9 protein-coding genes are annotated in these 12532 nt (G+C 62.4%); 6 read left to right on the forward strand and 3 right to left on the reverse strand.

What is annotated here, in order from left to right:
• Nucleotides 1-96 precede the first annotated feature (96 nt).
• Nucleotides 97-1353 carry a tyrosine--tRNA ligase gene (gene tyrS, locus EJ076_RS22755; protein ID WP_126069340.1) on the forward strand — a complete coding sequence of 419 codons (1257 nt, stop codon included), beginning with the start codon at nt 97-99 and terminating at the stop codon, nt 1351-1353.
• Here the strand turns inward: tyrS and EJ076_RS22760 are convergent, their stop codons facing one another.
• Nucleotides 1354-4734, reverse strand: coding sequence for a DUF3971 domain-containing protein (locus tag EJ076_RS22760; protein ID WP_126069341.1), 3381 nt, complete (start codon nt 4732-4734; stop codon nt 1354-1356).
• A gap of 95 nt (nt 4735-4829) precedes the next feature.
• Here EJ076_RS22760 and EJ076_RS22765 point away from each other — a divergent pair, with 95 nt between their 5' ends.
• Nucleotides 4830-5297 (forward strand): peroxiredoxin, encoded by a 468-nt coding sequence (locus tag EJ076_RS22765; RefSeq protein WP_126069342.1) that lies wholly within the window; start codon nt 4830-4832, stop codon nt 5295-5297.
• Nucleotides 5298-5441: 144 nt separating this feature from the next.
• The gene (locus tag EJ076_RS22770; protein WP_126069343.1) at nt 5442-6746 is read left to right on the forward strand and encodes a M23 family metallopeptidase; all 1305 of its coding nucleotides are present in this window, start codon (nt 5442-5444) and stop codon (nt 6744-6746) included.
• An 82-nt stretch (nt 6747-6828) separates the two neighbouring features.
• Here the strand turns inward: EJ076_RS22770 and EJ076_RS22775 are convergent, their stop codons facing one another.
• Together EJ076_RS22775 and EJ076_RS22780 are read right to left on the reverse strand one after the other, a co-directional pair.
• Nucleotides 6829-8037 carry an amidohydrolase gene (locus tag EJ076_RS22775; protein ID WP_245462862.1) on the reverse strand — a complete coding sequence of 403 codons (1209 nt, stop codon included), beginning with the start codon at nt 8035-8037 and terminating at the stop codon, nt 6829-6831.
• A gap of 10 nt (nt 8038-8047) precedes the next feature.
• Nucleotides 8048-9226 (reverse strand): M24 family metallopeptidase, encoded by a 1179-nt coding sequence (locus EJ076_RS22780; protein WP_126069345.1) that lies wholly within the window; start codon nt 9224-9226, stop codon nt 8048-8050.
• 220 nt (nt 9227-9446) lie between these two features.
• Here EJ076_RS22780 and EJ076_RS22785 point away from each other — a divergent pair, with 220 nt between their 5' ends.
• Genes EJ076_RS22785 through EJ076_RS22795 form a run of 3 tightly spaced genes read left to right on the forward strand, consistent with a single transcriptional unit; the run spans nt 9447 to nt 12454 of the window.
• On the forward strand, nt 9447-10613 hold the full coding sequence (locus EJ076_RS22785; protein WP_109669563.1) for an ROK family transcriptional regulator: 1167 nt from the start codon (nt 9447-9449) through the stop codon (nt 10611-10613).
• A complete protein-coding gene (locus EJ076_RS22790; protein ID WP_109669560.1) occupies nt 10610-11374 on the forward strand; it encodes an ATP-binding cassette domain-containing protein in 765 nt (254 codons plus the stop codon). Before EJ076_RS22785 ends, EJ076_RS22790 begins: the two co-directional genes overlap by 4 nt.
• A gap of 39 nt (nt 11375-11413) precedes the next feature.
• Nucleotides 11414-12454 carry a sugar ABC transporter substrate-binding protein gene (locus EJ076_RS22795; protein ID WP_057145852.1) on the forward strand — a complete coding sequence of 347 codons (1041 nt, stop codon included), beginning with the start codon at nt 11414-11416 and terminating at the stop codon, nt 12452-12454.
• Nucleotides 12455-12532: the final 78 nt, after the last annotated feature.

Genomic DNA, 12532 nt, shown 5'->3' on the forward strand with positions numbered 1-12532 from the left:
ACCGGAAACCACTTTTGCTGATCGCGCTTGGATGCTAAACGCCCGCGTTCATGCACGCCTGAGCCACAGCGGCCGGGCGCTTTCGGGAAAGAAACAATGTCCGCCTTCAAATCCGACTTCCTGCGCACGATGAGCGAGCGCGGTTTCATTCACCAGACTTCGGATGATGCCGGCCTCGACGCAATCTTCGCCAAGGAGACGGTGACGGCCTATATCGGCTTCGACGCGACCGCCAAGAGCCTGCACGCCGGCTCGCTGATCCAGATCATGATGCTGCACTGGCTGCAGCAGACGGGTCATCGGCCGATCGCGCTGATGGGCGGCGGCACCTCGATGATCGGCGATCCGTCGTTCAAGGACGAGGCGCGCAAGCTTTTGACCCCGCAGGACATCGACGACAACCTTGCCGGCATCCGCCGCAACTTCATGCCCTACCTCAAATTCGGCAGCGGTCCCAACGATGCCATCATGGTCAACAACGCCGACTGGCTGATGGAGATCAACTACGTCAATTTCCTGCGTGATGTTGGCCGCCACTTTTCCGTCAACCGCATGCTGGCCTTCGATTCCGTCAAGCTTCGGCTCGATCGCGAGCAGTCGCTGTCGTTCCTCGAATTCAACTACATGATCCTGCAGGCCTATGATTTCGTCGAGCTTTACAAGCGTCTCGGCTGCCGGCTGCAGATGGGCGGCTCCGACCAGTGGGGCAACATTATCAACGGCATCGATCTCGGCCGCCGCATGGAGGACGCGCAGCTTTATGCACTGACCACGCCGCTTCTCACAACCTCGTCCGGCGCCAAGATGGGCAAGTCTGCCTCGGGCGCGGTCTGGCTCGATGCGGAGATGCTGAGCCCTGAAGATTTTTACCAATACTGGCGCAACACCGAGGATGATGACGTCTCGCGCTTTCTGAAACTTTATACCACTTTGCCAATGGATGAGATTGCAGAACTATCAAAGGCTAGTGGCGCTGAATTAAACGACGTAAAGAAAAGGCTCGCCCGCGAGGTAACCGCATTGCTCCACGGCCGCGAGGCAGCAGAGAAAGCCGCGTCGCTTGCGCAGAAAGTTTTTGAAGAGGGAGGTTACTCCCTCAATCTCCCCACTCTTGAATATCCGCATGATATGTTCGTAAGAGGCATCGGAATATTGACAGCCAACGTTGAACTTGGTTTCGCAACATCCAACAGTGAATCAAGGAGGCAGGTCGCAAACAATGCAATTCGCATCAACGATAATCTAATTACAGATGAAAAATACATCATAACGGTAAAAGATTTAAACAATGACGGCGTTGTAAAAATATCTAACGGCAAGAAAAAGCATAAACTCCTTAGGGATAAAGGATAATTACCGGTACTCGAAGATCGACCTGAATATTCCAGGCGCGATCACCGACAGCGGATTGACGTCCAGCAGCGGCTTGTTGGCATTGCCTTTGAGCCGGTAGGTGACGCCGATCAGGCCACGGTCGCGGCCATTGCCGAGCAACGCGCCAACGATGGGCAATTCGCCGAAGATGCGATTGAGGCCATAGACCGGCATGAAGGTGCCGGTCATGTCCATGTTGTTGTTCTGGTCGTAGAGCGTGCCCTGGAACGTCGTGCCGATGCGGGGGCCGCGCAGCACGCCATTGGCGATTTTCAGGTAGCCGCTGCCCTTGTCGATCTCGGCGTAACCGCGTTCGAACTTCACCCGCGACGTGTCCAGCTTGCCCTTGACCGCCTGATTGAGGCTGCGGTTGTCGCCGGCCGGCGTGGTCGAGACAATGGAGGCCAGCTTCGGTTCGTTGACCACGAAAAAGTTGCTGGTGTCGACCTTGCCCTTCAGCGATCCGTCGCTCGGTCCCGCCAGCGCCAGGGTGATCGCTCCGCCTTCCATATGCTCGTAGATGTTGAGGAACCTGAGGATGGCGCCAGCGTCCGCGGACTGCATGTTGAGCGCGCGCTGGCCAGCGCCAGTGGTGTTGCTGATGCTGATCGCAGCGCCCGAACTTGCCGTGGCGCTGACCTTCAGCCCGTTCACCCGCGATCCGACCGCGCTGTAGTCGAGCTTCAGATTGGACAATTGCTCGTCGTGGAAACCGGTCAGCTGATCGACATCGGCGCTGACGGAAATGGCATCGGAACCGGTCGTCTTGGTGGCCGTGTCGACGTCCGAGGTGAACTGCTTGATGAGCGAGCGTGCATCCAGCGCGCTGCCTGATATGTCGACCGCATAGCCCTTGCCGGATCGCTTCACGGATACCGCAACGTCGTCGCCCCTGTTCAAGGTGACCTTGCTGAACCGCGCCGACGACAGCGCGCCATTGACCAGCACGATGCTGCCGTCGATGGAGAAGGTCTTTCCGTCGAGATTAAAGTCGGACAGCGTCGTGGTGTCGCCGGACTTGGTCATGACGAAGGTGACATTGGCGGGAACCCCTGCCCCCTTGCTCCAACCCGCCCAGGGAATGTCCAGCCTGGCATTGGTCAGATCGGCCGAGACGTTCTGGTCGCCGCTGCCGCTCTTGTCGATAGCGACCTTCACCGTTCCGCCAAGCAGCGGCTTCAAGCCGGGCATGGCGGCGGCGCGGATCTTGTCGTCGAGCACCAGGGTCACCTTGCGGCTGCGCGCCGGCCCGTCATCCCTGAGCGGCTCGATCAGATCGAGTTCGGCCGGAATGCCGTTCAGCAACGCCTTGGCGGAGATCACCGCCTTTGCAGGGTCGACCGTGATCGAACCGTCTGCATCCGTCACGACCTGCCCCTCGAAAGGCTTGGCCAAGGACATACCGGTGTAGTCGAGCGACACCAGCCAATCGAGTTTCGAACTGTCGACGCCGGACTGCAGCGGAATATCCGCCTTGACGTGGCCGGTGACGCTGCCCGACAGCTCTTCCGGCAGAATGCCGACATGGCGCATGGCGTTGATCGGCTCGTAGGATGCGAGCTCGGCAACAGCGGATGCGTCGCCATCGACGTCGATGTCGAGCGCGCCGACGACCGGCGGGCGGTTGGCCGCCTTGACCGTCAGCGTGCCATTGCTGGCTGCCACGGTGCGACCGCTGGGCATATAGACGGTACCCGAGGACAAGGAGATATCGACATCGTTGCCGTGGAAGCCGACGACGCCAACCGCATCGCGTATCGGCGGGATGCGGCCGGCGGTGTCGAAGCGCGATCCCTCGATCTGGAAGCGGCCGAACACCTCGTCGGCGGACAGCGGCACGCCGTTGCCCAGGCGGCCCGGCACGACCTGGAACTGGAGGTTGGCGTCGACGACGCGGCCGCCGAACAGATTGGCCAGCACCCACAGCCGGGCGTTGCGCGCTGAAAACCATGGCCACAGCTGCTTGACGTGAGAGACCTGCATGTTGTGGATGTTGAACGCCAGATTGATCCCCGGCGCCTTGCCGTCGACGAACGCCACGGCGGCGGTGCCGAGCACCTCGCCGGAGGCAGCGGACCGAAGCGCGATCTGCTCGGCGACCAGCCTGTGGCTCACCGTGTTGTAGACACCGGCAATCCGGGCGAGGAAGGTGAGCGCTGGCTCAGGCGACTCCGAAGGTGCCAGCGACGAACCGTCGCTGGTCAGGTCGTAGCGATAGGACGGCTCCTCGCCCGCCGCTCCGGTTGCCGGTTTCGGCCCGATCGAACCAGCGAAATCGAATGTCGAGCGGCCGGTCTTCAACAGCAATCTGTCGACCTGGACCTTGTTGCTGCCGGCAACCAGCGTCGCATTGACATCGACGTTGGCCGGAAGCAGCCCACGCGTGCCGAGATCGAGGATCGAGCCCGTCGATGACAACGCGGCCGTGAGCCGCGATGCATTCACGCCGAACCCTTCCGATCCTGTCAGTTTCAGCGTGACCGCGCCCAACTTGCCGGCAGCGGCCGTCGTGTCACCGGCATCCGCCAGATCGATGCTCGCATCCAGCGCCGTGACACGGTGCGCCGCGATATCGCGGGTGGCGGAAGCTGCAACGGTAACCGTCCTGCCGTCGACATCCGCCTTGGAGGAAAACTGCATGCCGCCCGGTCCCGACTGCACGACGGTGGCGTCGGTTATCTTGAAGAGCTTGATCGCTGCAGTTTCGGGCAGCACGAATTCGACATTGCGAAGATCGATCTGGCGCAGCGAATCTTCCCGCACGGCATCGAGTGCCCGGTTGACGTTTCCGAACACCGCAGTGGACAGCTTCTCCGGATCGATGAGGCCGTCCTCATTGCGCAGCGCGGCGGTCCAGTCGCCGCCTGACGGCATCGCGGCGACGACAATGTGGGCATCGGAGATCCTGGCGCTGGTCAGCCGCACATCGCCCCACAGCAGCGGGACCAGGCGCACGCCAAAGCGCACGCGGCCGGCATCGGCCATCGGCTTGCCGTCTGATGTCTTCAGGCTGACGTCGCTGACCTGGAGCGCGACGAAACTCGAACTGTCGAGCGTGATGCGGGCAGGCCCGACCGCGACACTGACATCGACACCGGCCAGTTTCTCAAGAGCCGTTTCCGCCTCGGTACGAAGCCGGTCGGCCCCGATGCCGGAGGCACCAACCAGATAAACGAGCACGGCCGCCAGCAGCACAAGAGCGACCAAGCCGGCAAACAGCCGCGACAGCATGCGAAAGCCGCGCCCGATCGACGCCTGACCGAGCGGCGGCACGCGGCAGGCGGACGGAAAGGCCGCCAGGTCGGTGATCTCATCACGCCTGAACCGGATCTTCTCGTGCTGCGGTTGCTCCTGATCCACGCAATTTTCCGTTGTACGAACTCGATCGTGGACGAATCCCCGTTCGACACTATATCGGTGTGGCTTGGCGCGTAACCACAAACAAGGGCATCGATATGGCTGACCTCGACGTAGGCGATCTGGCGCCGCAATTCGATCTGCCCCGCGATGGTGGTGGGTCGCTCAGCCTCGCTGCCTCGTCCGGAAAACCCGTCGTCCTCTATTTCTATCCTCAGGACGACACGACGAGCTGCACGCAAGAGGCAATAAGTTTTTCGCAGTTGAAGCCGGAGTTCGAGAAGGCCGGTGCCGTCGTGATCGGCCTCTCACCTGACAACGCCAAAAAGCACGACAAGTTCAAGTCGAAATACAATCTCACCGTCGACCTCGCCGCCGACGAGGAGCGCAAGGTGATCGAAGCCTACCATCTGTGGGTCGAGAAATCGATGTACGGCCGCAAATACATGGGCGTCGAGCGCGCGACGTTCCTGATCGGCCGCGACGGGCGGATCGCCAGGATCTGGCGCAAGGTCCGGGTCAAGGGCCATGCCGAGGACGTGCTCGAGGCCGTTCGCGCCCTTTGAGGTTTTGCCGGCACGGCTGACTTCCTACAACCCTACGCCCGTCTGGCGGGCAATCGCCGCCAGCAAGCCGGCGCCGCAAGCCTTTGTTAACCCTAATAATGTGTAATCGAGCTGTCGTGGTGTCGTAACCGAAAGCTTGGTCCCGTGAACGCAACCGGTCAGTCAGCAGTCTTCGGCAGGCGCAAGGAGCCCCATACGGTCATCATCGCCCGGGGCAACGAGATCAGGCACTTCACGATCCGCCCCTGGCTCGTGGCCTTTATTGGCTCGGCGCTCGCTGCCATTGCCATCGGCTACCTCATGGCCACCTCCTATCTCGTACTGCGCGACGACCTGATCGGCGCCACCACGGCGCGGCAGGCGCGCATGCAGCAAGCCTATGAAGACCGCATTTCGGCGCTTCGCGCCCAGGTCGACCGCATCACCAGTCGCCAGTTGCTCGACCAGCAATTGATGGAAACCAAGGTCAGCGAACTGCTTGAACGCCAGAGCCAGCTGAGTCAGCGCCACGGTCGGCTTGGCCCGCTGCTTGAACGCGCCGAGAACGAAGTCGGCGCGGCGCCGGCCGAAGATCCGGCAGCGGTTGCGAAGCCGGACAAACGCACCGAAGTGACCGGCAGCATCGCCCCACCTGCGCAGAGCTATGCGGTCGCCAGCCTGAGCGCCGACCTCGGCTCCGGCGACACCAGGCCATTCTCGCTGTGGTCGACGCGCTCCGATCCACTGCCCAACGATTCAGCCGCAGATCGTGCCGACAAGCTGTTCGTCTCGATCAACCAGTCGCTGAAATCCATCGAGAGCGACCAGCTCACCCGCATCAGCACGCTTGCCGACAACGCCTACAAGAGCGCCGACGCGATCACCCAGGCGCTTCAAGCAGCCGGGCTGCCCGTCGACAGCGACTTCGGCAAGGGCGATAGCGATGTCGGCGGACCGCTGATCCCACTCGACAGTTCGATGATGTTCGACAGCAAGGTCAAGGAGTTGGACGAAGCGCTTGACGCGCTCGACCACCTCAAGAAGGAAGCGCGCCAGCTGCCGCTCACCAATCCGGCGCCGGGCCACTCCGTCACCAGCCCGTTCGGCGTGCGCACCGACCCTATCCTCGGCACCGCGGCACTCCATTCCGGCATGGATTTCAGGGCGCCGATCGGTATGGCCGCAAAGGTCACGGCGCCCGGCATCGTCACCAAGGCAGGTTGGAACGGCGGCTATGGCCGCATGGTGGAAGTCGACCACGGCAATGGTTTTGCGACGCGCTACGGACATCTCAGCGAGATCGACGTGACTGTGGGCGAGAAACTGGACGCCGGCGCCGTCATCGGCAAGACCGGCAGCAGCGGCCGCTCGACCGGCCCGCATTTGCACTACGAGGTCCGCCACAATGGCGAAGCCATCGATCCCCTGCGCTTCCTGACTGTCGGCAAGAAGGTCGCCCAGTATCTGTAGGCGATTTCGGGATTCTGCTCGATGCGGCCGATGGCCGATCGTGGCCGTTGATGGACCATGAGCGCTTTCCACCGTCCGTTGGTCAGTTTTCCCGGTGCATCGACAGAAACGAGGTCGCTGCCGAAACCAGGGTGGCCGCGCCGACCTTCAAGGCGGCCTCATCGACGCGAAACCGGGCATGGTGAAGCGGAAACACCGATCCGACCGCCTCGTTGCGGATGCCGAGCCGGAAGTAGACCGACGGACACTTCTCGCTGTAGTAGCCAAAGTCGTCCGCGATCGTCCATCCAGGCGTGCTGAGAACATTGTCAACCCCGATGCAGGCCTTGGCACTGGCGACAATCAACTCCGTCATCTCGACGTCGTTGACGACGCCGGGTTCGCCCTTGTGGATGTCGAGCTGCACACTGGCGCCGTGGGCCGTTGCTATTGCCTCCAATATCGCACGAACGCGCCGCCAGGCCCGCTCGCGGGTGGCGTCGCTGCCGCTGCGGATGGTGCCTTTCAAGGTGACCTTGCCGGCGATCACGTTGTAGGCGTTGCCGCCGTTGATGCCGGTGACTGAAATGACCAGGGGATCGTAGGGATCGATCTCGCGCGAGACGATCTTCTGCAATTCCCCGACCATGGCGCAGGCTACGGCAATCGCGTCGATGCCCTCATACGGCTTTGCCGCATGCGCGGCCGAGCCGGTGACGAAAACATCAAATGTATCGCAGGCCAGAGTATAAGGGCCGGAACTCACGGCGATCTTGCCGGTCGGCGTGTACGGATCGACGTGGACGCAGATGGCGGCGTCGATGTCGTCGAGAAGCCCCTCCTCCACCACCCGCTTGCCGCCCGACGGTTCGTCTTCCTCCGCCGGCTGGAAGAACAGGCGGACGGTTCCGCCAAAGTCGTCCCTTGACTGGTGAAGATGCGCGGCGACCGCAAAGGCCATCGATGCGTGCGCATCATGGCCGCAGGCATGCATCACACCTGGGTTCATCGATGCGAATTCGACACCGGACTCCTCCTCGATCGGCAAGGCGTCGATGTCGGCGCGAATAGCCAGCTTTCGATTTGACGGCTTGCCGGTGCCGACAATGTCGACCGCGAGGCCAAAGCCCGCGACATCGCGAATGTCGGCAATTCCCTGATCCACCAGCATCTGCCTGAGATAACGCTGCGTGTTGGCTTCGCGGTTCGAAAGCTCCGGATTGCGGTGCAGATGGCGGCGGATCTCGATCATCCGGTCGAGAATTCCGGCATCGATATCGGTCGTGTCGGGATTCGCAGAACCGCTTGCCATGGCCGGACCCTCAGGATTTGACATGGATCTCTCGCGGGAACCTGGTCAGCGTCTCATGGCCGGTTTCGGTGACCAGGATGGTCTCGCTGATCTCGATGCCCCAGCCGTCCATCCACATGCCGAGGATGGAATGCACGACGTTGCCCGGTTCAAGCACAGTCTTGTCGCCCGGCCTGAGGCTGATCGTGTGCTCGCCCCAATCCGGCGGATAGGCGACGCCGATCGAATAGCCGATGCGCGACTCCTTCTTCAGTCCGTAGCGTTGAATGACCTTGCGCCAAGCGCCCTCGACCGCTTCGGCTGATGTTCCCGGCCTGACCGCATCGAGCACCGCATCCATGCCTTCGAGCACCGCTTTTGCCGTATCCGAGACATTTGTCGGTGTTTTGCCAAGCTGCAGGGTTCGCGCCAGCCCGGCGGCATAGCGGCGGCAGACGCCGGCAAGTTCGAGCGCAATCGTCTCGTTGTCCCCAAACCGCCTGTCGCTCCACATGATGTGCGGCGCGGACGCATTTTCGCCGCCGAGAATTGTCGGCGGCAGCGCGGTGATGTCACCCGCGAAGTCCGCACTACCGGCGATCTGCGCCGCCTGGATGGCGGCGATGGCATCGCACTCGCGAACACCCGGCGCGATCACTTCGAAGGCCCGCGTGACGGCCGCTTCGGCCAAGGTCGATGCCTTGCGCAAATAGGCGATCTCGGGCGCCGATTTGACCGCTCTGATCCAGTTCACCAGCAGATCGGCATCATGCCATTTTGCGTTGGGAAGTCCGGCGACAAGCCTGGCATGTGCTTTGGGAGAGAAATAATAGGCTTCGAGTTCGATGCCGATGTGTCTGAGACCCCAGCCCTTCGCGACGATCCAATCCGCGATCCAGTCCATGGGATGGCGGTCGACACGCTGGACGTGGTCCTCCGGGAAGCCAACCACGTTTTCCGGCTTCATCCAGGCTGTCAGAAGACCGCCGGCCGCATCCATGGCGCGCCCGATCCAGACCGGCTCAACGTCTTCGACTGGAACGAGCACCACCTGGGGCGTGTAGAATGACCAGCCATCATAGCCGGTGATGTAGTGCTGGTTGGCAACGTCGTTGACGACAAGGAGTTCGAGACCGCGTTTGGCCATCTCGGTGCGGATCTTGCGCAGCCGCTGTTGGTACTCGTCGCGGGCAAACGGCAATTCGATCATCTTTGCTCCATGCTTTGTCGGATCAACGGTCGGGTTCGCCACCTTTGAAACGGTTTCGACAAGCCGGCAATCAGCCAGCGCGGCGCGTAAGCAGGTCCTGAGCAGGATGCGTCCTTTCACGGCCTTCCATGGATTCGGGTTTCGCCACCATTTATTTTTGAATTCCATTTGACTGAATAAATAAGCGGTGCCAAGTTACCCTCTCCAAGGGGCGCACGTCATGGCACTGCGGGGGACCAATCAGGAGTTCGGGCGGCCGTACAACCGGCGCATCGTGCTTGAGTCCATCCGCCTGCATGGACCGATCGCCCGCGGCGAGATTGCCCGGCGTGTCGGCCTCACCGTCCAGACCGTGTCGACCATCGTCCGCGAACTGGAAGACCAAGGCTACATCCTGTCGCTGCGCGAAGAGCCGAAGGGGCGCGGCCTGCCCCCGGCGACCCTGCGCATCAACCCCGAGGGCGGCTATGCCGTCGGCGTCCACATCACCCCGCTCGGCATCAGTGCCGCCTTGATCAATCTGAGCGGCGACGTGATCGAGAGCAACTATCGCGAAGCTCCGAACGCGGCGCCGGACCATGCCTTCGACCTGATCGGGGCGATGGTGATCGAATTGACCAGACTGCGGGCTGGCGGACGGGTGCTCGGGGTCGGCCTGGCCCTGCCCGGACCGTTCGGCGTCGAATCCATGAGTTTTGTCGGCCCGACCACCATGACCGGCTGGAAGGATGTGGCGCTGCGCGAGCGGCTGGCTGCCTCGACCGGATTGCCGGCCTTCTTTGAAACCGACATGGCGGCAGCGGCCATGGGCGAGCGCCTCTACGGCCTCGGCGCCCAGTTTTCCGAATACTACTATCTCTATTTCGGCGTCGGCCTTGGCGGTGTCATGGTTCATGACGGCGGCGCCTTGCGCGGCGCCTGGGGAAATGCCGGCGAGATCGGACACATTCCCGTCGTTCCCGGCGGCGAGGCTTGCCCGTGCGGCAACAGCGGCTGTCTCGAAAGATACCTCTCGCTCGAGGCGCTTCGGCGCTGGAACGGCAGCGAGGCCGATTGGGTGGCTGAAGTCGGCCCGATCTTCCACAATGCCGTCGCCATCATCGAGAACCTGTTCGACCCGGAGACGGTCATCCTCGGCGGGCTGGCATCCGCCGATCTGCTCGAACGGCTGGCTGGTTCGGCCGGCGGCTTGCACAACTCCGTTTCCGCACGGAAGGACCGCACGACGCCTCGAATTCTCGTCGCGCGCGGCGGGCAACATTCGGTGTTGCGCGGTGCTGCCGCCCTTGCGGTTTCGGGGGTGCTGTCACCCCGCTTCGGGCAGATGTTCGCTGCCGAACGCGAGCGCGAGCGCGACCTTCTCAAAGCCAGGGAGATTGCGGCATGAACGAACCCCTGCTGGTGCTCGACAACGTCACCAAGAACTATGGCGCGATCGAAGCGCTCAAGGGGATCAGCTTCTCGATCGGCAAGGGCGAGGTCGTGGCGCTGCTGGGCGACAATGGCGCCGGCAAATCGACGCTGGTCAAGATCATCGCAGGCGGACTGGAGCCGACCTCGGGCCGTATGCTGTTCGAAGGCAAGGAATTTCTTGCCCGGTCGCCCGCCGAGGCCAAGGCGGCGGGCATCGAGACCGTCTACCAGGACCTGTCGCTGTGCACCAATGTCGACGTGGTCGCCAATTTCTTCATGGGCCGCGAGATCACCCGGAAGGTTCTCGGCATTCCCGTGCTCGACGAGCGCGCCATGGAAGCCGTCGTCGGAAAGGCGCTGGCCAGCGCCGGGACCCGCATTCCCTCGCTGCGCACCAATGTCGAGCATCTTTCGGGCGGCCAGCGGCAGGCCATCGAGCTGAACCGGTTCGTGCACTGGGGCGGCAAGCTGGTGCTGCTCGACGAACCGTTCGCAGCGCTTGGCGTCGAACAGACGCGGCGCGGCCTCGACATGATCCGCCAGGTGGCGAACCAGGGCATCGGCGTCGTCATCATCACCCATATCATGCAGCAGGCCTTCCAGGTCGCCGACCGGATCGTGGTGATCCGGCAAGGCGTCGTGGCCGGCGATGTCGCACGCAACAAAACAAGTCCCGATGCGGTGATCAACATGATCACCGGAGAGACGCTTGCCGGTGCCGGACCGGCGGGCTGAGGGACAAAAGAGGGGTCCGGCTTAAGAGGAGCGAACGACATGAAGCGAATACTTCTTGCTGTCTTCGGTATCCTGGCACTGGCCTTTGCCACGCTCACGCCGGCATTCGCCCAGTCCAAGGGTATCGTCTACTATATGGTGCCGACCCTGCTGGACGAGTTCCAGACCGGCTCGGTGAGCGCGCTGGAACTGTTCCTGAAGCAGACTGGCTACGAGATGAAGACGCTGAACGCCGACAACAAGACCGACGCCCAGCAGTCGCAGATGAACGACGTCATCGCGCTGAAGCCGGCGGCGATCATTCTTGCCGCCGTCGATTTCAATGCACTGAAGCCGTCCATTGAAGCCGCCCGCGCAGCCGGCATCCCGGTTGTCGAGTTCGACCGCCAGATCACGTCGACACCATCCGACTTCACCTCTGTCGCCGGAACGGTCGAGATCGGCTACGTCGCCGCCGACCAAGCCGAGAAGCTGCTGAAAGCAAAGAACGGCTCGGTGAAGGGCAAGGTCCTGCAGGTGCTCGGCGACCCCGGCGACCCCTACACGCTCGACATCCAGAAGGGCTTTGAAGAGAAGATGAAGGCGTTTCCGGACGTCAAGATCATCTCGCTTCCGGCCATGCAATGGGAAGCCAGCAATGCCGGCACCATCGTTGCCGACCAGATGCTGGCCAACCCCGACATCGACCTGATCTTCAGCCATGCCGCGCACCTTTCGGTGGCTGCCGTTGCCTCGCTCGAGGCCGCCGGCAAGAAGCCGGGCGACGTCATGCTGATGAGCTCGAACGGCGCTCCGGTCGGCCTCGACCTGATCCGCAAAGGCTGGCTCAACGTCGAAGTCGAGCAGCCGCTCTACGCGCAGGCCGCGGCTGTCGCCATGTTCATGGACAAGATCGCCAAGAAGGAAGAGATCAAGCCCGGCGAATACGACGTGCTCGGCCTGAAATCGACCGTCACCAAGGAAGCCTGGGGCCCGAACATCAAGATCCCGGGTGCCGCCATCACCAAGGAAAATGTCGACAACCCGGCCTTCTGGGGCAACCAGAAGCCACCGACGGACACCGTCAAATCAGTCGAATAGTCATTTGAAAGCGCTCCGGGCCGTAGCGGCCCGGAGCCTGCCCTTTCACAACGCCGCGTCCAAAGGGACGCCGTGGCG

Source organism: Mesorhizobium sp. M7D.F.Ca.US.005.01.1.1, from assembly GCF_003952545.1.
Taxonomy (GTDB): domain Bacteria; phylum Pseudomonadota; class Alphaproteobacteria; order Rhizobiales; family Rhizobiaceae; genus Mesorhizobium; species Mesorhizobium loti.

Coding starts and splice junctions, on each gene's coding strand:
- tyrS (WP_126069340.1), top strand. CDS start 97: ATGTCCGCCTTCAAATCCGACTTCCTGCGCACGATGAGCGAGCGCGGT.
- EJ076_RS22765 (WP_126069342.1), top strand. CDS start 4,830: ATGGCTGACCTCGACGTAGGCGATCTGGCGCCGCAATTCGATCTGCCC.
- EJ076_RS22775 (WP_245462862.1), bottom strand. CDS start 8,037: ATGGCAAGCGGTTCTGCGAATCCCGACACGACCGATATCGATGCCGGA.
- EJ076_RS22780 (WP_126069345.1), bottom strand. CDS start 9,226: ATGATCGAATTGCCGTTTGCCCGCGACGAGTACCAACAGCGGCTGCGC.
- EJ076_RS22785 (WP_109669563.1), top strand. CDS start 9,447: ATGGCACTGCGGGGGACCAATCAGGAGTTCGGGCGGCCGTACAACCGG.
- EJ076_RS22790 (WP_109669560.1), top strand. CDS start 10,610: ATGAACGAACCCCTGCTGGTGCTCGACAACGTCACCAAGAACTATGGC.
- EJ076_RS22795 (WP_057145852.1), top strand. CDS start 11,414: ATGAAGCGAATACTTCTTGCTGTCTTCGGTATCCTGGCACTGGCCTTT.